The 23,403-nt window shown below is 69.2% G+C and carries 17 protein-coding genes; 11 read left to right on the forward strand and 6 right to left on the reverse strand.

All coding sequences use genetic code 11. The features are described 5' to 3' along the window. The first annotated feature begins 56 nt into the window (after nt 1-56). From ABFY03_RS33135 to pntB, 5 genes are all read left to right on the forward strand, one after another. A complete protein-coding gene (locus ABFY03_RS33135; protein WP_346171617.1) occupies nt 57-1,781 on the forward strand; it encodes an alpha/beta hydrolase in 1,725 nt (574 codons plus the stop codon). A gap of 345 nt (nt 1,782-2,126) precedes the next feature. After that, entirely contained in the window at nt 2,127-3,023 is an 897-nt protein-coding gene (locus tag ABFY03_RS33140) for an MBL fold metallo-hydrolase (RefSeq protein WP_346171618.1), read from the forward strand. Between the two features lie 736 nt (nt 3,024-3,759). After that, complete coding sequence (locus ABFY03_RS33145) at nt 3,760-5,841, forward strand: SpoIIE family protein phosphatase (protein WP_346171619.1); 2,082 nt, start codon at nt 3,760-3,762, stop codon at nt 5,839-5,841. A gap of 572 nt (nt 5,842-6,413) precedes the next feature. Beyond that, nucleotides 6,414-7,943 carry a Re/Si-specific NAD(P)(+) transhydrogenase subunit alpha gene (locus tag ABFY03_RS33150; protein ID WP_346171620.1) on the forward strand — a complete coding sequence of 510 codons (1,530 nt, stop codon included), beginning with the start codon at nt 6,414-6,416 and terminating at the stop codon, nt 7,941-7,943. A gap of 1 nt (nt 7,944) precedes the next feature. After that, nucleotides 7,945-9,363 (forward strand): Re/Si-specific NAD(P)(+) transhydrogenase subunit beta, encoded by a 1,419-nt coding sequence (pntB, locus tag ABFY03_RS33155; protein WP_346171621.1) that lies wholly within the window; start codon nt 7,945-7,947, stop codon nt 9,361-9,363. A gap of 1,159 nt (nt 9,364-10,522) precedes the next feature. On the opposite strand, the gene ABFY03_RS33160 is transcribed toward pntB, so the two are convergent. Further along, nucleotides 10,523-10,705, reverse strand: a complete 183-nt coding sequence (locus ABFY03_RS33160) for a hypothetical protein (protein WP_346171622.1) — start codon at nt 10,703-10,705, stop codon at nt 10,523-10,525. A 280-nt stretch (nt 10,706-10,985) separates the two neighbouring features. On the opposite strand from ABFY03_RS33160, the gene ABFY03_RS33165 reads away from it, so the two are divergent. Both ABFY03_RS33165 and ABFY03_RS33170 read left to right on the forward strand, forming a co-directional pair. Further along, nucleotides 10,986-11,126, forward strand: coding sequence for a hypothetical protein (locus ABFY03_RS33165; RefSeq protein ID WP_346171623.1), 141 nt, complete (start codon nt 10,986-10,988; stop codon nt 11,124-11,126). A gap of 755 nt (nt 11,127-11,881) precedes the next feature. Then, entirely contained in the window at nt 11,882-12,505 is a 624-nt protein-coding gene (locus ABFY03_RS33170; RefSeq protein ID WP_346171624.1) for a TetR/AcrR family transcriptional regulator, read from the forward strand. A gap of 62 nt (nt 12,506-12,567) precedes the next feature. On the opposite strand, the gene ABFY03_RS33175 is transcribed toward ABFY03_RS33170, so the two are convergent. Further along, nucleotides 12,568-15,780 (reverse strand): bifunctional cytochrome P450/NADPH--P450 reductase, encoded by a 3,213-nt coding sequence (locus tag ABFY03_RS33175; RefSeq protein WP_346171625.1) that lies wholly within the window; start codon nt 15,778-15,780, stop codon nt 12,568-12,570. A 260-nt stretch (nt 15,781-16,040) separates the two neighbouring features. Between ABFY03_RS33175 and ABFY03_RS33180 the strand changes: the two genes are divergently transcribed. Further along, nucleotides 16,041-17,102 carry a zinc-binding dehydrogenase gene (locus ABFY03_RS33180; RefSeq protein ID WP_346171626.1) on the forward strand — a complete coding sequence of 354 codons (1,062 nt, stop codon included), beginning with the start codon at nt 16,041-16,043 and terminating at the stop codon, nt 17,100-17,102. 510 nt (nt 17,103-17,612) lie between these two features. Then, entirely contained in the window at nt 17,613-18,461 is an 849-nt protein-coding gene (locus ABFY03_RS33185; RefSeq protein WP_346171627.1) for a DUF5655 domain-containing protein, read from the forward strand. Between the two features lie 150 nt (nt 18,462-18,611). On the opposite strand, the gene ABFY03_RS33190 is transcribed toward ABFY03_RS33185, so the two are convergent. Together ABFY03_RS33190 and ABFY03_RS33195 are read right to left on the reverse strand one after the other, a co-directional pair. Then, nucleotides 18,612-19,028, reverse strand: coding sequence for a TIGR03618 family F420-dependent PPOX class oxidoreductase (locus ABFY03_RS33190; RefSeq protein WP_346171628.1), 417 nt, complete (start codon nt 19,026-19,028; stop codon nt 18,612-18,614). A gap of 180 nt (nt 19,029-19,208) precedes the next feature. Beyond that, a complete protein-coding gene (locus tag ABFY03_RS33195) occupies nt 19,209-19,508 on the reverse strand; it encodes a DUF6087 family protein (protein WP_346171629.1) in 300 nt (99 codons plus the stop codon). 259 nt (nt 19,509-19,767) lie between these two features. On the opposite strand from ABFY03_RS33195, the gene ABFY03_RS33200 reads away from it, so the two are divergent. Then, nucleotides 19,768-19,914, forward strand: a complete 147-nt coding sequence (locus ABFY03_RS33200; RefSeq protein WP_346171630.1) for a nucleoside triphosphate pyrophosphohydrolase family protein — start codon at nt 19,768-19,770, stop codon at nt 19,912-19,914. Nucleotides 19,915-19,929: 15 nt separating this feature from the next. Further along, entirely contained in the window at nt 19,930-20,103 is a 174-nt protein-coding gene (locus tag ABFY03_RS33205; protein ID WP_346171631.1) for a hypothetical protein, read from the forward strand. Between the two features lie 618 nt (nt 20,104-20,721). On the opposite strand, the gene ABFY03_RS33215 is transcribed toward ABFY03_RS33205, so the two are convergent. Together ABFY03_RS33215 and ABFY03_RS33220 are read right to left on the reverse strand one after the other, a co-directional pair. Then, a complete protein-coding gene (locus ABFY03_RS33215; RefSeq protein ID WP_346171632.1) occupies nt 20,722-21,879 on the reverse strand; it encodes a hypothetical protein in 1,158 nt (385 codons plus the stop codon). A 226-nt stretch (nt 21,880-22,105) separates the two neighbouring features. Continuing rightward, on the reverse strand, nt 22,106-23,401 hold the full coding sequence (locus ABFY03_RS33220; RefSeq protein ID WP_346171633.1) for a DUF317 domain-containing protein: 1,296 nt from the start codon (nt 23,399-23,401) through the stop codon (nt 22,106-22,108). Between the last annotated feature and the right edge of the window lie 2 nt (nt 23,402-23,403).

The raw sequence follows: 23,403 nt of genomic DNA on the forward strand, positions 1-23,403 counted from the left end.
GGCTTCGCGGTTCCGGTGACCGAGCGCTTCTCGCGCACGAGGAGGAGGAAGGACTCATGGACCAGGGGCCACCGACGGCACCGGGCGTGCCGCCACCTGACGACGGCCGGCGGCACGCGGAGGAGCGGGGCGCCGCGCCGACCGACGCCCGCAGACGGTTGCCGATCCGGCACGCGACCCTGCCCGGTGCCTGCGGTGCCCTGCTTCTCGGCTGCCTGTCCTTCTCCCCGTCGCTCCTGCCCCGTGCAGGGATCCTCCAGGGGGTGATCACCGGGATCCTCGCCGCGATCGGGTACGCGCTCGGTGTGACCGCCGCGTGGATCTGGCGGGCCTTCACCGACAGGGAACCACGTCCTGCGAGAGGCCGGTCCTGGCGCGTCCTCCTCGTCGCCGGGGTCGTCCTGTTCGGCGTCGCATTCGGCCTCGGCCAGTACTGGCAGCACCGGATCCGCCTGCTCCTCGGTGTGACGGAGTACAGCCTTCTCCAGGCGATCGTCATGCCCCTGGTGGCCTTCCTGTTCTTCTGGATCATCCTGCTGGCCGCTCGCGGGGTCCGCCGGGTGTACCGCTGGGTGGCCGGCCTGCTCCGAATGTATGTGGGTGAGAGGGCGGCGAAGGCGGTGGGCGGCATCCTGGTAGCCGCCGCGTCCGTGCTGTTGCTGAGCGGTCTGCTCGTCGACGGCCTGGTCGCCGCCGCGAACCAGGCCTTCTCACTGCGGGACACCCAGACCGAGGAGGGGGTGGTCCGGCCGTCGACCGCACTGCGCTCCGGGGGCCCGGGGACGTTCGTGCCATGGGACTCGTTGGGCAGGAAGGGGCGCACGTTCGTGGCGGGCGGACCCTCAGCCGCCGAGATCGAGCGGTTCACCCGCCGCCCGGCGCAGGAGCCTGTTCGTTCGTACGCGGGGTTGCAGACGGCGGGCGACACGGAGACCCGGGCCGCCCGCGCGGTGGCCGACCTGCGCCGCATAGGCGGGTTCCGGCGCCACAACCTCCTGGTCATGACGACGACCGGCAGCGGCTGGGTCGACCCCGCCGCGGTGGACAGCTTCGAGTACCTGACCGGCGGCGACTCCGCGACCGTGGCATTGCAGTACTCCTACCTGCCGTCATGGATGTCGTACCTCGTCGACCAGTCCAAGGCCCGCGAGGCGGGCCGAGAACTCTTCGACGCCGTCTACGACACCTGGTCGAAGCTGCCCCCCGACGCCCGCCCGCGGCTGTACGTGGCCGGCGAGAGCCTCGGGTCGTTCGGCGGTGAGACCGCCTTCAGCGGTGAGTACGACCTCCGGAACCGTACGTCGGGCACGCTCTTCGCGGGCCCGCCCCAGTTCAACACGCTGTTTCGACGATTCAGTGATCACCGCGAGGCCGGCAGCCCCGAGATTCAGCCCGTCTATGAGAACGGGCGCACCGTGCGCTTCGCCTCCGACGCGGCGATGGCCGTCCCGCCGTCGGACACGCCGTGGGAGGGCACGCGCGTGTTGTACCTGCTGCACGCTTCGGACCCGATCGTCTGGTGGGGACCCCACCTGATGTACGACGAGCCGGACTGGATCGGTGAAGCTCCCGGTCACGATGTGCTGGAGAGCATGTTCTGGGTCCCGTTCGTGACGTTCTGGCAGGTCACTGCCGACCTCCCGTTCGCAACGGGTGTGCCCGACGGCCACGGCCACACCTACCGGGCCGAGTACGTCGACGGCTGGAACGCCGTCCTGCGTCCTTCCGGCGTCGGAGAGGAGGACCTCCACCGTCTCCGAACCGTCATCTCACAGGGGTGAAGGGGCGAGTGGTGCAGGGTTTGTGTTCCTGCCTCTCCAGCCGTGGAGGCCGACGCGTCGGCCGGTGTCCCTCGCGGCACGACCAGGATTCATCCGGAATCCACCTGTCAGAGGAAGAGGCCGGCCGCTAAACTATAACTGGAATCAGTTTTGAGTTTAAGCAGCCCGGATGAGAGGTCGTCGAAATTCCGCCGCCTCTCCCGGCGCGGCCGATGCGGAGCTTCTGGAGCTCGCCGGCACGGAGGGGGATCACGCGGCCTTGATGCACGCGACGAGCCGGGTGACGGTTGCCGCGTGAGGCGACCGGCCTTGGAACCGAACGTCAACCCGGAGGATCAACACGTGATGGACACGCCCGCCGGAGGGTACAGGCCGGCAGAGTACGGCCGGGTCAGCGTGCTTGTCGGCGAAGGAGGAGGCGCCTACCCGCACGGCAACTCGCTCCTCGTGCGCGGCTCGTCCGCGTCGCTGGTCGTTGATCCGTCGCTGTCGCTGCTGGGGGCGGCTCCCCCGGCGGACGCGGTCCTCGTGAGCCACGCGCACGAGGACCACATCGCCGGTCTCGGAGGCTACGAGGTGCCGGTCCACATCCATGAAGGCGATCTCGACGCGCTGCGATCGCGCGAGGCTCTGCTCGCCCAGTTCGGCCTCCCGTCCGATGAGGCCGATGCCCTCGGCGAGCAGATGTGGGAGGCGTTCCAAGTCCGGGAACGGCCGGACGCGAGGGGCTTCGGCGACGGGACCGTGTTCGACCTCGGGGACCGCACGGTGACCGTCGTACACCTCCCCGGCCACACCGCCGGCCACAGCGGCTTCTTGATCGAGCCGGACGGCTTCCTGTTCGTGGCGGACATCGACCTCACGTCGTTCGGTCCGTACTACGGCGACGTCGGCAGCAACCTCGTGGACTTCGAGGCGTCGATGCGCCGCTGCCGGGAGATCGACGCCCGCTGGTACGGCACGTCCCACCAGAAAGGCGTCATCGAGGGCGCCGCGGAGTTCCGCCGCAGGCTGGATGCCTTCGCCGACGTGGTGGAGAAGAGGGACGCGGCGCTCCTCACGTTCCTCCGTGAGCCGCGGACCGTGGACGAGATCGTCGAGCATCGACTGGTCTACCGGCCCCACGTCGAAGGGCCACAGGTGAGGCCGGTGGAACGGAGGACCGCCGTGCAACACCTTGACCGGCTGATGAGCGGAGGACGGGTCGCGGAGGCGGAGGAAGGCCGGTTCCGCGCGACATGAGTGGCTGGCGTGCGTCGGCGTCGGGCTGGATGTCGTAGAGCACCAGCCTTCAGTCCGCTTCCCCGGCTGTCTCGGCGGAGCGCTCGATCGCGCCCCGACATGTCGTGGGGGACTCCACTTCCATGACGTCATGTAGGCGATGCGCCGAACGGCTGGTGCGACGACCGACCTCGCTGATGCGGAAGGTCCCGTGCCGCGGGCGGCCAGGTCCGGGCGGCGGAGCAACGGTCGGGCTTGACCGCGGGTAGGAGCCCTTGGTGCCGCCTGGCCGGGCCGGGTCGCATCGGGTGCACAACTCTCGAACTCGAATCATGATCGGATATAGTTCGTGGCGAGGCGTGGTCGGAGCACCGCAGAGTCCGTCAGCGAGTCCTGCCGGGCCCCGGCGCGCAGTTCCGTCGAGCGCTGTCACGCCTACGCCGAGTAGCCTGACGACGGGGGAGACGTCCATCGGGAGGCCGCCATGAGTACGCCCGGGGCAGGAGAGCGTTACCTCGGTACTCCGTTCAGCTTGGGGATCATGGCCACCGCCGTACTCGATCACCGGGGCGACATCATCGGCTGGGACGCCGCGGCCCAGGACCTGTACGGGTACAGGGCCGAGGACGTCCTCGGAACGCCGGCCCACAGGTGCTTCGTCCCCGTCGAAGGGCCTCCTCTCTTCGCCCCGGACCAACCCGTCGAGTCGTGGGGCGATCAGTGGGCCCTCCGCAGGCGCGACGGGAGCGTCGTGCACGTGGTGCTGTACGTCCTGCGGCTTGGGCCCGCCGAGGCGCAGCCGACTACCGCGGCCTGGGGCGTCGTGTCCGTCGAGGCGGATCAGATGGAACGCTGGGCGACCGACCAGGCCATGCTGGCCGGGCTCTCCGCCCAGTCGCCGATCTCGCTGACCGTCATGGACGAGGGCACCCGGGTGAAGTGGGTCAACCCCGCCATGGAGAACGAGTTCGGCTTCAGGGGCGACGACTACTACGGCCTGCAGGTTCGAAGGATCCTCCCCGAGGGGGAGATCATCTCCTCGAAATGGCGAGGCCGCTCGCTCGAAGCGGTGATCGAGGACGTCTTCCGGACCGGCGAACCCGTCATCGACCTCCACTTCCGAAGTGCCTTGCCGGGCGACCCACCCACACACCACGTCTGGTCCTGCTCCTATTTCCGCCTGCAGGACGCCGCCGGCCGCCATTTGGGAGTCTGTGAATCGGCCTTCGACATCACCGAGCGCTACGAGGCCCAACGACGTCTCGAGCTGCTGAGCCGTTCTTCCAGCATCGGCACGACACTGAACGGGGTCCGAACGTGCGAGGAACTCGTCGATGTGGTGGCCCCAGATCTCACGGACGTGGCATGGGTGGACCTGGCGGAGTCCGTACTCACTGGTGAGGAACCCGCTCCCTGGGGCGAATCGACACCTTCCCGCAGGGTCACCGGCGGTATCGGCGCAGGTCACGGCGGTGCGCCTTGGAGGGGGCTCCCGGCCGACGGCAGGCGACTCGCCCTTCCCCTGACCGCCGGAGCCGCCGGGCTCGGGATGGTCACCCTTGTGCGAACCGCCGAAAGGGCCCCCTTCAGCGACGCCGAACGCGCACTGGCCGCCGAGCTGGTCGCCCACACGGCGGTCTGCCTCGACAACGGGCGGCGCTATGCCAAGGAACACGCCACCGCCCTGCTCTTCCAGCGCAACCTGCTCCCGCAGGAGCTGCCCGAGCACACCGCTGTGGAGATCGCCCACTACTACGCCCCCGGTCAGGGGCTCACGGGGGTCGGCGGCGACTGGTACGACGTGATCCCGCTGTCAGGCGCCCGCGTCGGGCTCGTGGTGGGTGATGTGGTGGGGCACGGGCTGCACGCTGCGGTCACGATGGGGCGGCTGCGGACAACCGTACGTGCCCTTGCCGCGCTCGACCTCGCGCCCGAGGAGCTCCTCGGGCGGCTCGACGACCTGATCGGACAGGCGCGTATCGGCATCGATCCGAAGGAGGCGAACGGCATGGACCCGGCGGTGGGCGCGCGGTGTCTGTACCTGGTGTACGACGCCGTACACGGACGGTGCGCCGTGGCAAGCGCGGGTCATCTGCCGCCGGTCCTGATCGCTCCCGGCGGCGCCGCCGCGCCGCTCGAGGTTTCCGTCGGCCTGCCTCTGGGCGTCGGTGGCCTGCCCTTCGAGTCCGCCGAGTTCGAGATCGCGGAGAACAGCCTGCTCGCGCTGTTCACCGACGGGCTCGTGACGGGCGCCGAGCATGATCCCGAGGCGGGAGTCGCCGTTCTGTGCCGGACGCTGGACGAGTGCTCCGGTCTTCCGCCGGCCGCGGTCCGGGACCGGATCGTCGCGTCCGGGCTTCCTGCCGACGGCCACGACGACGTGGCGCTCGTCGTCGGCCGCGTCCACGCCCTGGCCGAGGACCACATGGCCGGTTGGCGCGTCGACCCGGATCCGGTCGAGGTGGCCGGAGCCCGGGCGGCGACGAACGCGCAGCTGGAGCAGTGGGGCCTCGACGACGTCGGCTTCGCCGTCGAGCTGATCGTCAGCGAACTCGTCACCAATGCCATCCGGTACGGGGCTCCGCCGGTGGACCTGCGGCTCCTGCGGGACAAGGACCGCGCCCTGATCTGCGAGGTCTCGGACAGCCGCGAGACCTCGCCGCACCTGCGGAGGGCACGGCCGGACGAAGAGGGCGGCCGCGGCCTGTTCCTGGTCGCCCAGCTCGCCGATCGGTGGGGCACCCGCTACACCCGTGAGGGAAAGACGATCTGGGCCGAGGTTCCGATCGGCGCCGACGCCGGGGGCCTCGACCTCTTCGGAGACGTCCTCAGCGACTGACCTCGCGCCTGGCCTGCTGCCGCGTCGGAAGCCGGTGCTCGACCTGCCGGCCGGAACCAGGTAGATGGCCCAGGGGCCGTACTGCCGTTGAGCCGTTCGTGGAGGGCGCGGGGAGATCCAGGCGATCAAGGTCGCGACCTTGGTGTCGGTGCAGCGGATCCTCGACAGGGCGAGCCAGGTGCACGGCGACGGAGAGCTGTACCCGGACTCCGCGCTGGCCAATACGTACGCCTGCGTTCGGACCCTCTGGTTTCACCGGCGGCTTGGACGAGGGCCACGAGAACGCCCTGGCCGAGAGCGAGCCGCAGGGGCAGGCCAAGGTGTGCACGGCGCATGCATGACGAACCAGCCGGGTCAATGCGGTTGTGATGCAGGAGCGGCAAACACATGCTCGGGGGGCGCGGACACCGAAGGCCCCTGGTCAGGGTCGTAGGGATGATGTGGCATTGATCACGGCTGGAGAGCTTCCTATCGAGGTGGGGGCGGCCTGATGCTGGTCAGGCCTGAAACTCGATATGAATTTGAGAAGTCGGCGGGTTGTTGACGGCGAACGCAGCGAACGGAGAACACTCGTGATTGTCGGAGTCCTCAAGGAAGCGCGGGCAGGTGAGAGTCGCGTTTCGGCCACGCCGGCCACGGTCGAACAGATCCGCAAACTGGGCTACGAGATCGTGGTCGACCCGGGGGCCGGCGTGGCGGCCGGTTTCACCGACGGCGCCTATGAGGCCGCCGGCGCGACCGTCGGTGATGCGGTGGCGGCGGACGTGGTCCTCGGGGTCAACGCCCCAAGTGCCGCGCAGTTGGACGGGGTCCGGGCGGAGGCGACGGTGATCGCCATGTTCTCCCCGGCCTTCGACCCGGCGATGGTCGAGGACCTGGGCCGCCGCCCCTTCACCGTGCTCTCGATGGACGCCGTGCCGCGCATCAGCCGGGCGCAGTCGATGGACGTGCTGTCCTCGATGGCGAACATCGCCGGCTACCGGGCCGTCATCGAGGCGGCGCACGAGTTCGGCCGGTTCTTCACCGGCCAGGTGACGGCCGCGGGCAAGGTGCCGCCCGCGAAGGTGCTCGTCGCGGGCGCCGGCGTCGCCGGCCTGGCGGCGATCGGCGCCTCGGGCTCGCTCGGCGCGATCGTCCGGGCCACCGACCCGCGACCGGAGGTGGCCGACCAGGTCCGCTCTCTGGGCGGCGAGTACCTGTCGATCGAGTCCCCCGAGGTGGAGGTCTCCAAGACCGGCTACGCGAAGGAGATGGGCGACGACTACAAGACGCGCGAGGCCGAGCTCTACGCCGCGCAGTGCCGCGAGGTCGACATCGTCATCACCACCGCCCTGATTCCGGGACGCCCCGCGCCGACGCTGATCACCGCCGAGATGGTGGCGAGCATGAAGCCCGGTTCGGTGATCGTCGACATGGCGGCCGCCAACGGCGGCAACGTCGTCGGCACCGTGAAGGGCGAGAAAGTCGTCACCGCCAACGGCGTGACGATCATCGGCTACACCGACCTGGCTGGCCGGTTGCCCGCGCAGGCCTCGCAGTTGTACGGCACCAACCTGGTGAACCTGCTGAAGCTGATGACGCCCGGCAAGGACGGGCACCTGGTCCTCGACTGGGACGACCCGGTTCAGCGCTCGATCACCGTGGTGCGCGCGGGCGAGTCCGCCTGGCCGCCCCCGCCGGTCCAGGTCTCGGCGGCCCCGGCCGCCGCACCCGCCAAGGCCGCGGCGGAACCGGCGAAGCCGGCGAAGACGCCGATGACGCCGAAGCAGCGGTTCGGCGGCGTGGCCCTCGGCGCCCTGGCGCTATTCCTCCTCGCCGCGTTCGCCCCCGCGGCGCTGCTGCCGCACGTGACGGTCTTCGTCCTGGCGATCGTGATCGGTTACTACGTGATCGGCCACGTGCACCACGCCCTGCACACGCCGCTGATGTCGGTGACGAACGCGATCTCCGGGATCATCGTCGTCGGCGCGCTCCTGCAGATCGGCCACTCCAGCACGGCGGTCACCGTGCTGTCGGTCGTGGCGATCCTCCTGGCCAGTATCAACGTCTTCGGCGGCTTCGCGGTGACGCGTCGCATGCTCGCCATGTTCAACCGGAGCTGACATGTCTGCGACCCTTGCCGCACAGGCGGCCTACCTCGTCGCCGCGCTGCTGTTCATCCTGGCGCTGGCGGGACTCTCCAAGCACGAGTCGGCCCGACTCGGCAACGCCTTCGGCATGCTCGGCATGGGCGTCGCGCTCGTCGCGACGGTCGTCCTCGCGATCGACGGCGAAGTCAGCGCCGCCGGCCTCGGCCTGATGGCCGGCGCCATGTTGATCGGCGCGGTGATCGGCTTCCAGCGCGCCCGTGGCGTCGAGATGACCGGCATGCCCGAGCTGATCGCGCTGCTGCACTCCTTCGTCGGTCTGGCGGCCGTACTGGTCAGCTGGAACGGCTACCTCAACGTCGAGCACGACCCCGACGGCCACGAGGCCAAGGCCCTGGACGCCCTCGGCACGCTGGGCATCCACCACGCCGAGGTGTTCATCGGCCTCTTCATCGGCGCGGTGACCTTCACCGGTTCCATCGTGGCGTACCTGAAGCTCTCCGCGAAGATCAACTCCAAGCCGCTGGTGCTGCCGGGTAAGAACGCCCTCAACCTCGGCTCGCTAGTCCTCTTCGTCGGCCTCACGGTGTGGTTCGTGATCACGCCGGAGCTGTGGCTGCTGATCACCGTGACGGTCCTGGCGCTGGCCCTCGGCTGGCACCTGGTCGCCTCGATCGGCGGCGGTGACATGCCGGTCGTCGTCTCGATGCTCAACAGCTACTCGGGCTGGGCCGCGGCGGCCTCCGGCTTCCTCCTCGGCAACGACCTGCTGATCATCACCGGCGCGCTGGTCGGCTCCTCCGGTGCCTACCTGTCGTACATCATGTGCAAGGCGATGAACCGCTCCTTCATCTCCGTCATCGCCGGCGGCTTCGGCATCGAGGCCCCGTCGGGCGCCGACGTCGACTACGGCGAGCACCAGGAGATCACCGCCCAGGCCGCCGCCGAACTCCTCAGCCAGGCCCGGTCCGTGGTGATCACCCCCGGGTACGGGATGGCCGTCGCCCAGGCGCAGTACCCTGTCGCCGAGCTCACCTCGAAGCTGCGCGCCAAGGGCGTCGACGTGCGGTTCGGCATCCACCCCGTCGCCGGCCGCCTGCCCGGACACATGAACGTGCTCCTGGCCGAGGCCAAGGTGCCGTACGACATCGTCCTCGAAATGGACGAGATCAACGACGACTTCGCCAAGACCGACGTCGTCCTCGTCATCGGCGCCAACGACACGGTCAACCCGGCCGGAGCGGAGGACCCCAGCAGCCCGATCGCGGGCATGCCGGTGCTCACCGTCTGGGAGGCCGGCAAGGTCATCGTCTTCAAGCGCTCGATGGCCTCCGGGTACGCGGGCGTGCAGAACCCGCTCTTCTTCAAGGAGAACACCGCGATGCTCTTCGGCGACGCGAAGGCCCGGGTCGAGGACATCGTCGGCGCCCTCTGAACAGCGGTTTCTAGGGTCGTTGCAACACGTGGTTGTGCTGATCAGGTAGTGAGCAGTTCATGGCAGGCGCTCGGCTGGGTTTTCCCAGCCGAGCGTTTTGCGTGGGCGTTCGTTGTGCTGGCCGGCGACGGCGGCCAGGTCTGCGGGGTTGTGCAGGGGGCTGTTCGGTGGCCTTGGGGAAGCACTGGCACAGGCAGCCGTTGGTGTTGTTCGAGCCGAGCCACCAGCGGCTGGCCCGGTCGCAGGAAGAGACCAGGATCTTGTCCGATGTGAGGGCGAACTTGCAGCGCCGGCCCGTCCCGCTGCCCTTGCCCCAGGTCAGGGACCGCATCGGCTGGCCGAGCCGGGTCTGGACGGTGGATGCAGGGGCTCTCAGAACGGCTCGGCGTACTGATTGGCCGTCAGGTGCACGAGTTGATGTAGCGGGTGGCGCACTCCAGCAGGTGGCGATTGCGGACTCCCTGTCCTTGCCGTCGGTCAGGTCCCCGTCGCCGGCTACGGTCCGGTCCTCGACCTTGGCGGGCCGTTCGCTCATCAGCACCATCGGTGTGGTGAACCGGGCTGCCGACGATCGGCCCGTCGCTTTCCCATCCAGCATCACCTGGAAGGCGTCTTGCGGCTCGGAATCCGAGCTGATCCTGCGGGGTTTCAGGGGGCAGCGGGCATGAGCCCCGGCATCGGCCGCGAGCGGACGGTAGTGTCACCGGCCGCGCGTCGCGTCCGTTCGGCCGCCGCGGGTATCCATGCTGCTTCTGGACGGGCTGCGATCCAGCTCGGCGGCTATCGCCCGCACGAGTGGCCTTCTCCCGCACCCGGTCCGCAATGAGGATCCGCTCGTCCACTTCTTCTTGTGGTCGCGGTTCAACCACCGGGGACTGGTGTGGCCCGTGTACGGGGGCCGGCGCTCTGCACCGTCCCGCCTTGTTCTCCCCGGTCGACGCCGGGACCGTGTACGTGCTGTGGCCGGAGGTGGCCTTCGGCTTGTACCGGTTCCCCAGCCCGGCACTGGCCTCGTCCCGGCGGCCTTCATTCTCGGCCGGCTCGGCGGCACGAGGTTCTCGCCGGCGGTCGGGGCATGGCCTGACGCGGACGCGCGCCTCGGCCCGAACCTCAGTGTGGGCCATCGAAGTGTCATGTCGCGGGCAACCGTCGTGCCCTCTCAGACCCGCTCCCACCAGCCCAGGGTCAGAACCAGGCCCTTCTTCAGGGAGCATCCGAACGTATGCCCCCGGAGGGAGAAGAAGACGGAGGTGAGGCTGGCCATCGTCGCGGTCACCCAGAGGATGGCGACCCCGGCCCACCAGGAGATGAAGAATCCCAGCAGGAGAACGGGGACGAGCATGATCAGGCTGCCGACGGCGATCTCGCGGAGAACTCGGCTCCAGCTCGCTTCCCGCCATGTCCGTGCTCGGCGGGAGTACCCCTCAAGGGGCACATGGCGAGTGGTCCCACATACCTCACTGCTCATCATGATCGCTCCCGACACCTGCCTGAGATGCGTAATTCGAAGTGGAATCAATTTTGAGTCTAAGCTGCTCTGGGGCTTGGCTGTCAAATGCGGCGGCCTGCCCCCAAGGGCCAGCCTGGTCCGCTATCCGGTTACACCCGGGAAGGAAGCTGCTATGAACGATGATCACCGAACCGATCAGACGGTTGAGCGATGGAAGATGAAGGGCGTCGCCTTGCGAGTGTTCTTCTACGTCCTCGGCGCGTATGCGTTCCTCAACCTGGTCGGATTCCTGAGTGCGCATGCGCAAGAATGAGGTGGGTCGGGAGTCGAAGAGTGTGTCGGCGGGCCCGATGGCGGCGGTGCCGACACCGTCCGCGTCGGCCGGGATCGCCCCCATGACTCCTCGGAGGCCGTGGGGGCCGTCTCCGCCGTCCCTGACGGGTGAAAACGGGCAGCACCGCCGGGTCCGCCGTTGAAGCCGACTTTCCCGGCCTCTGAAGGCCGCGTGTCACTCGCCTGTGAGAGTCCTCGGTAACCGCCCTGTGCTGCAAGGTCCTCGCTCATACGAAGGAAACGATCCTCAAGCCGGCGAGAGCCCAAGGCGCGGGACGGGTGCGCTATACGGGCAGCGGCGTAGAGATACAGGCTGACGGCGTCCATTTCATCGATGAGAAGAAGTGCCGGCCTTCGGTCAACGACTCCGGGCGGCGACATTCCCGACGGCTTCAGCGGATTCATCTTGCTGCCCGGGGCCCTTCGCGGTTTGCGCTGCCGCGTTTCTCGGCCCAGCGGGACGGCAGTGATCGGCCATCGGTGGGGCGCGCGCCGCTCTCAGTGCGTTGCGTAGCGATCGTTGAGGCGTCAAGCCCGCCGGTGCCCTCGCACAGCACGACCAGCGGACCACCCTCGACCACCAGAGGGTGCCCGTTCCGCGGAGCGAACCCGTCGAGTGCGAGGGCGAGACCCGCCCTGGGCCGGTGCTGCTCGGCGAGCGGCGGGTTCCAGGCGGTGCGAAATGTGACATGGTCTACTGACTGAGTCGACGACGCGCGCCGATATGATTCGGACATGGCTCACGTTCCCGCGGCCGAACGCCGCCCTCAGCTCATCAAGGCGGCCATCGACCTCATGACCAGGGAGGGCGTGGCCGCCGGCAGCACGCGCGCCATCGCCGCGGAGCTTGGGGTGGCGCAGGCCACGGTGCACTACACCTTCGGCACGAAGGAGGACCTCTACCGGGCCGTCATGGACCAGATCACCGAGGACCTCATCGCGCAGGTGGAGCGGGCGGCTCCCGAGGGCGCCGGGTTCGAGGAGACGATCGCCGCGCTGGCCGGCGCGCTGTGGCGAGCCATGCATGAACCCGCGGCGCACCAGCAGCTTCTCACCGAGCTGACCATGTTCGCTCTGCGCACTCCCCGGCTGAGCGAGGCGCGGCAGGAGCACTACCGCCGCGTGATAGAGGTGACCGCGCGGCTGCTCACCGAGACGGCGGTACGGACCGGGCACGAGCTGGCCCAGCCGGCGGACACGATCGCCCGTTTCGTCCTCTCGGGCTTCGACGGGCTGACGATGCAGCGTATCTGTCTGCCGGACGAGGCCGCCGAACGCGTGGGCCTGCAGGCCCTGGTGTCCGCGACGGTGGCTCTCGCCGGAGGCCGACTGGAGCTCACGGACGTGCCGGTGGAGTGAGGAAAGAAGGGAACCCCCTGGGCGCGCCGGCGAACACGCCCGGGGGGGGCCTCCGGATGCTGTCAGCCCGCCCAGACGTCCTCGACGTAGCGGCCGGACTCGACGAGGCCCGTCAACCAGGCCACCGCCTCTTCGTCGCTCGCGCCGGTCCGGTCGCGATGGACAGCCATGAACGCCTCCCGCACGGCGGGCGCCATGCGGCGACCGTCGCCGCAGACGTAGACGCGTCCACCGGCCTCCAGGGCGGCCCAGACCTCGTCGCTCTCCCGGGCAATCCGGTCCTGGACGAAGCGGGCTCCGTTCTCGGGGGCGTGCATGAAGGTGGGACGCATGCTGACGGCTCCGGCCGCCTCCGCCGCCTCGAACTCTTCCCGGTGCAGGTAGTCCACGTCGGGGTGGTCGCAGCCGAAGTAGCACAGCAGGGGGCCGGTCGATCCGGTGTGGTGCCGCTCGAGGACAGCGCCCCGGAAGGGCGCGACACCAGTACCCGCGCTGACCAGGATCACCGGCACGGTGGTGTCCTCCGGAAGACGGAAGGACTCGCTGCACGGCAGCAGCCGGGCCTGCACGGTGTCACCGGGCCTGAGGTTCTGCACGTAATGCGAGGCGACGCCCTGGAAGGTGCCCTCCCCGGCGCGGTGGGGCGCGGCGAGCAGCGAGACCATGAGATCCACCTCCCCGGGCGAGGCCGCGGCGGACGAGGAGACCGAGTAGTGGCGGGGACGCAGCACGGGCAGCAGTTCCAGGAAGCCCTCGAAGGGCAGCTCGCAGGCGCGGTACTGCTCCATCAGGTCGAGGACGCTGCGTCCGGCGACAGTGACCCGCTCCCGGAACGTCTCGGCGTCGACTTCGGCGAGCTCGGCCAGCGGCCGCCACTCGGGCGGGCAGTTGGTGTGCTCCGCGAGTACGGCGACCTGCTCCTGGGTGGCAGGATCCTGGAGTTCGACGAAGTCCGTCAGCAGGCGTCGCAGGGTGAGCGGACGGTCGACGGGCAGCGCGTTGCGGCTTCGTCGGCGGGCGCGCAGCCTGACGGTGCGGTCCAGGTCGAGGCCGAAGCGGGTGGCGACGCGCTGGACGAGGACGTCGGGGTTGCTCGGCAGGACCGCCAGGTGATCGGCGGTGCGGTAGGTGACGCCTTCCGGCAGGCGGAGCCTCAGGAAACGCTTGGAGCGGCCGAGAGCGTGGTCGGTGTCGACGAGTTCGTACGCTTCGAGGACCTCCATCGGCTGGACGCCGTGGCGGTCCGCGAGGCCGCCGATAACCGATTCCGAGGTGTCCTCCAGTTCGTACAGGCCCTGCCCTTCCTCCTCGCCCGTCCCGGCGGGGGCGGCACCGTCGACGGCCTCGCCGTACGCGTCGAGCAGGGTGGTCCACAGGTCGGCGGTCCATCGGTCCACCGCGCCCGCGAAGTCGCCTGAGGCGTCGGCGGCGCCGCGCTCCAGGAGCGGGGTGGCGCCGGCGGCGGACAGGCGCTCGTCGATCAGGGTGGGGATCCGCTGGTACGTGGCGGCCCAGTTGCGGTCGCCGACACCGAGGACGGCGTACCGGAGTCCTTCAAGGGAGCCGGGCTCCAGGCTTTCCAGCCTGGTGACGAACTCGACGGCGTCGTCGGTGGGACGGCCGTTGTACGAGGCGGCGACGATTACCACCGGGCCGTTAGCGGCGTTCAGCCGGCCGGCCAGATCGTCGAGGGGGGCCACGGAAGCGACGAATCCGTGATCCGCTCCGTCCGCCGCCAGGTCTCGGGTGATGCCCGCGCAGGTGCCCAGGTTGGAGCCGTGGAAAAAGCCCAGCGCGGTGCCGGTGGCCCGCCGGGAGGCGGCCACGGGACGGCCGCCGGGGGCACTGTCGGCGACGACGGCGGGCAGGCGTCGCTCAGCGGCGGTGCGGCGGGCGAGCTTGATGGTGAAGCCGTCGGGCTTAATGGTGATCTGCTGCTTGACCTTCAGCTGGTAGTCGGTGTGGTCGATCAGCCGGTAACGGTGCACCAGCAGGCCGAGCAGCAGCGTGGCCTCGTGCAGGGCGAACTGCCTTCCGATGCAGGCGCGTTCCCCGTTGCCGAACGGCTTGTAGAGGTGGACGGGGCGTGCCGCCTCCCTTTCAGGAGTGAAGCGCTCGGGGTCGAACAGCTCGACGTTCTCTCCCCAGGCGGGGTCGCGGTGCAGCGCCAGGGCGAGGATCGACAGCGCTTCGCCCTTGCGCACGGCGTACTTGCCGCCGATGACGGTGTCCTCAAGGGGTTCCACCGCGTAGCCGGGTGCGGTCGGCCACAGCCGCAGGCTCTCGCTGAGCACCTGGCGTATGTAGGAGAGCTTCCCGATGTCCCCGTACTCGGCCTGCGGGTTGTCCGCGTTCCCCCACAGGGCGTCCACCTCGGCCTGGGCCCGAGCCAGCACCTCGGGGTGCTTGGTCAGGTAGTACAGGGCGAAGGACAGGGCGCCACTGGTTGTCTCGTGTCCGGCGATGAGAAACGTGATCACCTGGTTGCGGATGTTCTCGTCGTCCAGCACCGCGCCCGTCACCGGGTCCGGAGTGTGAAGCATCCGACCCAGCAGATCGTCCGTGCTCGTGTCGCCGGACGCCTTGCGCTGTCGAATGACCTTGTCGACCAGGTCCCTCATCAGCTTGTTGTCACGGCGGAACTGCTCGGCCTGCTTCCGCTGGAACAGTTCCATGCCCGGGACGGCCTCGGTCCTGCCCTGGGCGAAGGCAAGCGCCTGCGCCATGGCGTTGACGAAGGGATGCGGCTCAGGCCGCTGGAAGGACTCGAAGTCGAATCCGAACCCGCAGAGTCCGATGGTGTCGAACGTCAGCCGGGTCATGTCCTCGGGCACGTCCACAGAGCCCCCGCCGACCCGGTCCCACTTGGCGATGAGGGAGCGGGCCACGCGGAGCATGGCCGGGTGGTAGCTGCGCATCGCCCCCAGCGAGAACGCCGGCATCAGGATGTCGTGTGCCTTGCGCCAGTTGGGCTCATGATTGAAGGCGGTGAAGAGGCCGTCCCTGCCGATCTGCCGGACTTCGGCCAGGTCCCGGCTGACGTTCTTGCGGAACCGGCTCTCGTCCGACAGTTCCGTCACCAGGTCCAGGCCGCCCACCACGATGAGCTCGGTCCCGAAGGTGCGGACCCGGAACACGGGGCCTAGCTCTTTGACCTCCTTCATCAGGTGAACGAGGCCGTCGGCTCCTCCGGGTAGGCCGAGGGCGTGACCAACCAGCGGCAGCGCCGGACGTTCCGGAATCGCGTGGAGCGCTGAGACGGGCGTGTGACTCATGAGCGTGCCTTTCCCTGGGCGTCATGGGTCGCCATAAGGCGTCGTCAACAATGTACAGACGACGTTGTCGAGTGACAAAGTCGGGGGACCCTGTCGAGCGCCGCACAGGATCCGCGAGGGTCGCACGCGAGGTGGTCGCGCTGTGTAGTTCTTGACGGAACGCTCTCCTGTCGACATGGTTAAGTGACATGGTCACTCGAACGAATCGGTGGCCGACGCCAAACTCACCCCCTTTCCACGGAACGAGATGAGGGCCCCTGATGAAAACCATGCTCGCCGGACGGCTCCAGCTGGACACGCATGCGTTCACCGTCGAGGAGGTTCCCCTGCCGACCCCCGGTCCGGGAGAAGTCCTGATCGAGGTTCGGGCCGCGGGAGTGTGCCTCTCGGACATCCACTTGATCGATGGAAGCGTCAGCCCCTTCTTCCCTGTCGCCGCGGTCAGGGAGGCGCGCGCGGTCACCCTCGGCCATGAAGTGGCCGGTGTCATCCACAGCCTCGGCCCTGATGTGCGGGGCCCATGGACCCTCGGGCAGAGGGTGGTGCTCCAGGCGGGGCAGGCCTGCGGTGAGTGTGCGGGCTGCCTCAGCCGCATGATGTGCCGGCAGCCGCTGACGCGAGGCGTGGATTACGACGGCGGCTGGGCCCAGTACGCCGTCGCCCGCGAGGACACCCTGTTCCCGATCCCGGACGGCCTGCCCTTCGACCAGGCCTCGATCATTCCTGATGCCGTCTCCACCCCGTACGCGGCGATCGTCGACACGGGTGCCGTCCGTCCGGCCCAGGCGGTCGGCATCTGGGGTGCGGGCGGCCTGGGGGCGCACGCCGTGCGACTCGCCCGAATGGTCGGCGCGGCTCCGATCATCGCGGTCGACCCGCTGCCGTCGGCCCGCGCGAGGGCCCTTGCCTTCGGTGCGGACTTCACCTTCGACCCGCTCGCGCCGGACTTCGTGGAGGCGGTTCGTGGGGCGACGGCCGGACGTGGTCTCGACGTCGCCTTCGACTTCGCGGGAGTCGGGGCGGCCCGTGCCCAGGCCGCTTCGACGCTCGGCCCGTTCGGCGCCCTCGTCCTCGCCGGGCTCACACCAGAGCCGGTCACCATCGACGGCAGCATCGACTTCTGCTTCAACATCAACCAGGTCCGGGGGCACTACGGCTCGGGTCCGGAACATGTGGAACAGCTCGTCGGTCTGGTCTCCGCCGGACGGATCGACCTGGCCCCGTCCATCACAGCTCACGTGCCGCTGGCGGAGGCGGCGGACGCGGTCGCGCGCCTGGAGAACAAGGTCGGCGACCCCGTCCGCCTGGTCCTCGTCCCCTGAGCAGTCTCCCGGTCGCGGCACCGGGGTGGGCGAGAAGGTCTAGGTTGAAGTCAACCTACGGCACTTGCCGCCCGGCCGCCTCTCGTGTCCAGTGCCGACAGGGCTTGGTAGCCCTGTGAGGTGCGCAGACTCGTGACGCAAGCTGTCCGACCTGGGGAATCGTCCCCCCCTTCTCTCATCCTGGTACCGCTTGGAGCTGAAAGTCCCAGAGGAGTAGTAGATGCCGACAGTGGAAGGGTGCTGCAGCAGCCTTGAAGTGCACCCGCTGGTGGAGGCCGTCTGCGTGTATCGCAGGCCGGCGGTCTACCTGACATTCCGTTAGGGGTGCGGCGGTCCCAAGGGTGTCCCAGGGGTCTAGGTGTTCCTTTTAAGGCCATATGTCAGTCCAGCCCCGTTCGACGGGGCGGAGGGTGTCTATCGGGAAATAATCCCGACCCTCCGCGACGTTTTCGTTCGGCAATCGCCGAGTGGGGGTGGCTGGACCTGAAACTGTTCGACACGGCAAACGGCGTGACCGAGGTCACGCCGTGGCTGGCTGAGGCTGAGGCTGATGTGCAGGCGCTCGTCGAGAGCGCGATGGAGCCCATGCTCGGGGTCCGCTTCCTGGCCACCGAGTACAGCACCGGCCCCGTCCACCGTGGGCGCATCGACTCGCTCGGGCTCGATGAGAACGGCTCGCCCGTGATCGTCGAGTACAAGCGGGCGACCGACCCCGGCGTGCTGTCGCAGGGCTTGTTCTACGTGGCCTGGCTGATGGACCACCGAGAGGAGTTCGAGGCCCTGGTCCGCGAGCGGCTCGGGCAGGCGGCAGCTGCCGGCGTTCTGTGGAGCACGCCACGGCTGATCTGCGTGGCCGGCGGCTTCACGCGCTACGACCTGCACGCCGTGCGCGAGCACCGCCGGTCCATCGACCTCGTGCGCTACACGATGCTGGGCGAGCACCACATCGCGCTGGAGACGGTCGCGTCGGTCGCTGCCCAGGGCAGCGGGATGCGGCGGCAGAGCCTGTGTGGCGGGCGGGGCGCGTCACCGCGTCGGCGGCCCGACGCCTTGGCGGATCTGGCGGCCGTGGTCGACGAGGCGCTGCTGGGGCTGGGCGAGGGCGTGACGAAGGTCGAGCGCAAGCAGTACGACGCGTACCAGCGGCTGCGGAACTTCGCCTGCGTCACCGGGCGGCAGGACAAGCTGCTGGTGTACCTCAAGGTCGCGCCGGCCGCGGTGGAACTCGTGCCAGGCTTCACCCGGGACGTGACGGGGCTGGGCCATCACGGCACGGGCGACCTGGAGGTCCAGCTGCGCTCCGAGAAGGACGTGGAGCGGGCACTGGAGCTGTTCCGGCTGTCGTACGCCGCGGCGTAGCGCTTGGTGGGGCGAGGATCTCGGTGAGGGAGGCGCCTTTCGACGGAGGGGCGGGGAGTGGCGGTGGTGTCGTCCATCCTCCGCAGGATCCCCGGTTTCGGAAACCGGGGATCCTCGCCTATATTGCGCCCGCGCCGAGGCCGGGCGGGGTCACCAGCCGGAAGGCTTGGTGGGCCCCAGGGCGCGGGTGACGGTGATCTCGATGACGACCCGGTTGGGGTTCACGCGCGGGGTCTTGTACCGCTCGGTGTAGCGGCGCTCGGCGTCGGCGACGGCGGCGGGGTCGTCCTTGATGACAGCGGTGCCTTCGAGGGTGGACCAGCGCCGCCCTTCGGCCTGGCTGACGTTGACGCGGGCTTCGCCCCCGGAGGCCAGGGCGGCGCAGACGTTGCGGACCTTCTTGTTGCCGCCGTCGGTGATGACGCGGGCGATCCGCGTCTCGGGGTCGTAGGTGACGCCGACCGGGGTGGTGTGCGGGGAGCCGTCGGGCCGGAGGGTGGTCAGGAAGCAGGTCCGGCGCTCCTGCCAGAACAGGTCCCCGTCGGTGGGCAGGGGGGCGGTGTCCAACGGTCGGTCTCCTCGGTGCGATGGCTCGGACGCCGGAACGACGCCCTGCGGGTCGCTTCGACCGTAACGCGGAGCTATCCGCATCAGAGGGTCAGGCGCTGCGACCGAGCGAGGTCGGGGGAGGAATCGAAGGCGGCTTCGAGATGAGCGAGGGACGCGAGGCCGGGACACACCTCGGACCTACTGGTCCCGATCCTCAGCGGAGGACGGCTTCCGGTGCCGGCCGCGTCCCTCGTCCATGGCAGGCCGGTCCCACTCGGCGGGCTTCTCCTGCATGGGCGGCGGCGGATACAACAGGGCCTTCGCGGCAGCCAAGTCCTCGACGACGCCGACGACCATCCACTCGCTACCGGTCCACTCCTCGATCGCTCTCGGGGCCTCGGGGTCCACGTGGGCCCCACGATGAGGGCCGTCACCGAGCGGCACCGCGCGCCGCCTGCCCTTCGAGGCGGCCTGGCGTGCATTGCGCCGGGAGCCCACTCCTCCAGCGGTTCGTCATCCTGCATCCGGGCATCGTGACCGAGGTACGGGCCGGGCCGCCACCCTGTCACCCGCACGGGTGATGGCCGAAGGTAGAACGCGCCCGGCGGTCGGCATCCTGTGGGCAGGATGACGTGATCCATTCAGCCCGGTCCGGCCAGCCGGGGCGAAGTGGAACAACACGGTCAGCCGCACGTGTTCGCATCTCCTCAGGGCAGACGGACACCCAGCGGTCACTCATTGAGCTGAGGAAGGTCTGATGGCAGGCACCGAGACGAGCGCTGGAGACGGCAAGTTGGTGCGGGACCGGATCCCGCAGATCATCCGGAATGAGGGAGCTGAACCGGTTACCTACGTCGCAGGGGCCGAGGAGTACCGGGCCCGGCTGCGGGAGAAGCTGCGTTAGGAGGTCGCGGAGCTCTTGGACGCGGATGAAGGGGCTGCGCCCGGCGAGCTGGCCGACGTGGCGGGGGTGCTGCTCGCGCTTGCCGCTGATCTCGGCCTCAGCCCGGAGCAGCTGGAAGCGATCCGCGTTGCGAAGGCAGGCGAGCGAGGCAGCTTCGCCGGACGGATCGTCTGGATGGGTAACCGCTGATACAAGGGGCTGGCCACTGATGTCCACAGCAGGGGCCGTGAAGCCGGCTCGTCGTATTCACGCAGCGGCTGAATCGGGGCAGAGAGTAGTTCAGGCGTGGCAGGTGGGGGACAGCCCGAGCCAGCCGGGGGTGGGCGGCCCGGAGACCTCGCCGAAGTACAGCACCATGGTCTGGCGCCAGCGTTCGACGGCGGCGCGGTCGGCCATGAAGCCGACGAACTCGCGGGTGTGGGCGTTGGGGACGTCCCAGATGCCCTGCCCCGCGGGGGTAACGTCGGTGCGAAATACGGTGCCGCCGCCCGTCGGGGACTCCGGCTGGATGGCGGCTGGGCGGGGCGGTCGAGGACGACGAGTTCGCCGGCTCAGCGCGTCAGCCGGAAGGGGGCCAGCGGTGAGCGGGCGATACCGGAGTCGCGAGGGTGACGCGGCGGCGGCCCGGGAGCTGGACCGGCTCTCGGGGCGGCTTCACTGTGTGGGACACGCGGGTCCGTACCACTCCGTCGAGTCGTCGCCAGTGGCCTAGGTTGCGATGAACCACCAGGACACGGACCATCTACGGGACCCGGTGCGGTACGCGCCGCCGGGATCTTGGTCGCCGCCGAGTCGAAATGCCTAAGGTCATGGCCTTGCCGCGGGCCAGTATCGAGCCTCCAGATCTCTGAAGAATCGGCGGATGAAGGTGAGATCCTCCCGGGCCTCAAGTATCTCTCGCCCTCCGAAGCGGAAGACCTCGTAGCCCTTGAGTCGGAGCGCACGGTCCTCCGCGACCATCTCGGAGTAGAGGTCCGCGGCGGCCTCCCAGTTCCCTGATCCAGGGGGAACCTCCCGACCGTAGTGGTGCTTGCCGTCGACCTCGATCACGATGCGCACTCCGCCGGGCAGCAAGAGCAGAAAGTCCATGCGCTCGCGGGCCAGCCGGCGGGGTTTGTTCAGGGTCCGCCGCTGTCGCTCTGTGAGCGGATCGAAGTGCAGATACACCTGCGGCAACAGAGCAGGCTCCTCCATCGCGTTGGGCCCGGCGTATCGGCTGCCGAAGGCATGGAAGACGAACCTTTCAGCGTCTGAGGCTAGGGACTCCTTGAGCCGCTCATACAGCGATCGAGCAGCGGTACGGTCGTCTGCCTCGCCCATGCCGTTCCGCTCGCGCCACCAGTCGACGAGTTGCCCCCACGTCAGTCCGGACTCCGTCAGCGGCCGGTTGTAGACCAGACAGTTGTCTTCGTGCTCCACGATCTCGATCGCCCCGTCTATGACCTGACTCATGACGATCTCGGGCTTGAACCCAGTGGAGGCGAAGATGATGTTCTTGGGTGCGCCGTCGACCCCACGGAAGCCGACGCCCTCGTCCTCCGCCGCTTCCAGTTCATCCAGGGCCAACCAGACCGGCGAGAAGAGCGTGTTCAGGTACCCCCGACGCGCGGCCCAGCCGCCCCCGCCGCTCATCCCCTGGGCGCTCCAATAGCCATGGAACCCTCGGAAGTCCCGGAAAGGCGGGTTGAATGCGACACCGAGCCGCCGAAGCATGGCCTTCAGGCACATGATCGCAGCTGCGATCTCCTCATCGTCGAGCCGCTGCCCGCTGTCGGTTCCGCAGTGCTCCAGCTCCGAGTGCACCAGCGTGGACAAGCCCTCGGCCGCGTCACGGTCCAAGGTGCCTTCCAGAGGTCCCTTGCGTAGCCGTTCCACGAGTTCCATCTCAAACTCATAGGCCGTTAGGGGTTCTCCCCAGCCACCAGTGCCGGTGATGACCGTTCGGAAAAAGTCGTTGGCCCTCATGAGCCAAGGCTACTGAGGGGCTCTGACAGGTTGACGTAAGTACAGACGAGGGATCGACAGCTTGGTCCCTGACGCGCCTTCGGCGCTCAGACAGGTGCAGTCTGTATTGAGGGCAGCAGAGGTAAAAAGCTCCTCCCTTGGGCGCGAGTCACCAGAGCGTCCCCAACAGCCCAGGGTGCCTGGCCCTCAGTAGGCAGCCCCCTACGACAGCAGCCGTCGGGGTCGGTTACCTACCGCGGGCGCGCTGGGCAGGCACGGCTGCGGGAAGCCAGCTGGCGGGCGCCGGAAGCGGCTTCGGGGTCGGGCGTGTGGTTGACGGAAGCAGGTCGGCGGCGGTCTGGGCGAGCTCGGCCAGGAGGGCGTGGGGAACGCCGGCGGAGAGGCGGATGGTCCACGCCGTCCGGTCGAGGTCCTCTCCGCCGTACAGCGTCCATCGGTCCGCCACGGCGTGCGGGGCGGACTCGAAGACGATGGTTCGGTCCGGCGCCGTCCAGGTGGTGCGGGCGGGGTGGCTCGCTGGGCGCCAGGCGGCGCTGCGGAGGACGTCGTCCGGGTGGTCCGCCGTGCTGAGCGGCGGGGCGTCGAGGTACTGGAGTATCGCGTGGATCAGGGGGACGGGGGTGCCAGCGGTGAGGGTGGCGTGCCAGAGGCGCTCGCCGACGGGGCCGTCGTACTCGGCGATCGTCCAGGCGACGTCGGTGCGGTGGCGCGCTTCGTGGTCGAACTCCACTCGTACGGTGAGGGATTCGTGGGAGGCGATGGTCGTCTCGTCGAAGGGGCGGTACTTCTCCCACTGGCGGTCCTCGTCGAAGAGGGCGGCGAGGAATGCTTCGTGCTCGCCGGGCTCCGCGATCGGCGGTTCGGCCGCGGGCGCGGGGGTCTCCTCGGCGGCGGACGGGGGCTTGCCCGCGAGGAGCTGGCGGACGGCCTGCTCTCGGCTGGTGAGCGGGGCGGGGCCGGGGCGGACGGCGACGCCGTAGAGGCGGTGGAACTCGGCGACGGCCTCGGCTTCGGTGGGGAACGTGAGGTCGGTCCCCTGCCGGAGGTGGTCCTCGCCGTGGAGGTGTACGTGCCGCCGGACGCCTTCCTTGTAGGAGCCGACGGCGACGGTGGTGTGGCCGTCGTGGGCGTGCAGGTGGATGGTCAGGTGTCCGGCGGCGATGTCGTCGTGGATGCGCTGGGCCGCGGCGCCGACCTCGCGGATCTCCTCGCGGGTGCACCAGGGCATGGGGTAGTCCGCCCAGGTCCACTCGGTGTCGATCTCCTCCTGGAGGGCGGGGTCGATCTCGGTGGTGAAGCCGTACCGCCGGAGCTGCTCGGCGGCCTGGGCGGTGTAGTGGGGCTCGTCGCAGTCGATGCGGGCCAGGACCATCGTGGCCGGGCCGGTGCTGCGCCATCCGTGGTCGTGCAGGTGGGAGCGGGCGGCGTCGGCCGTGGGGCCCGTCGTGGTGGCGATGACGGCGGGATGGTGGTCGGGGTGCAGGGCGAAGTGGATGTGGGCGTTGGCGGGGGCGTACGGCATGG

The sequence above is a fragment of the Streptomyces roseofulvus genome (assembly GCF_039534915.1).
Lineage (GTDB): Bacteria > Actinomycetota > Actinomycetes > Streptomycetales > Streptomycetaceae > Streptomyces > Streptomyces roseofulvus.

What these genes read in the sequence shown, in the direction of transcription:
- ABFY03_RS33165 (WP_346171623.1), top strand. Translation starts at nt 10,986, where the DNA reads ATGAACGATGATCACCGAACCGATCAGACGGTTGAGCGATGGAAGATG.
- ABFY03_RS33160 (WP_346171622.1), bottom strand. Translation starts at nt 10,705, where the DNA reads ATGCTCGTCCCCGTTCTCCTGCTGGGATTCTTCATCTCCTGGTGGGCC.
- ABFY03_RS33170 (WP_346171624.1), top strand. Translation starts at nt 11,882, where the DNA reads ATGGCTCACGTTCCCGCGGCCGAACGCCGCCCTCAGCTCATCAAGGCG.
- ABFY03_RS33215 (WP_346171632.1), bottom strand. Translation starts at nt 21,879, where the DNA reads ATGAGGGCCAACGACTTTTTCCGAACGGTCATCACCGGCACTGGTGGC.
- ABFY03_RS33135 (WP_346171617.1), top strand. Translation starts at nt 57, where the DNA reads ATGGACCAGGGGCCACCGACGGCACCGGGCGTGCCGCCACCTGACGAC.
- ABFY03_RS33200 (WP_346171630.1), top strand. Translation starts at nt 19,768, where the DNA reads ATGGCAGGCACCGAGACGAGCGCTGGAGACGGCAAGTTGGTGCGGGAC.
- ABFY03_RS33180 (WP_346171626.1), top strand. Translation starts at nt 16,041, where the DNA reads ATGAAAACCATGCTCGCCGGACGGCTCCAGCTGGACACGCATGCGTTC.
- pntB (WP_346171621.1), top strand. Translation starts at nt 7,945, where the DNA reads ATGTCTGCGACCCTTGCCGCACAGGCGGCCTACCTCGTCGCCGCGCTG.
- ABFY03_RS33220 (WP_346171633.1), bottom strand. Translation starts at nt 23,401, where the DNA reads ATGCCGTACGCCCCCGCCAACGCCCACATCCACTTCGCCCTGCACCCC.
- ABFY03_RS33140 (WP_346171618.1), top strand. Translation starts at nt 2,127, where the DNA reads ATGGACACGCCCGCCGGAGGGTACAGGCCGGCAGAGTACGGCCGGGTC.
- ABFY03_RS33175 (WP_346171625.1), bottom strand. Translation starts at nt 15,780, where the DNA reads ATGAGTCACACGCCCGTCTCAGCGCTCCACGCGATTCCGGAACGTCCG.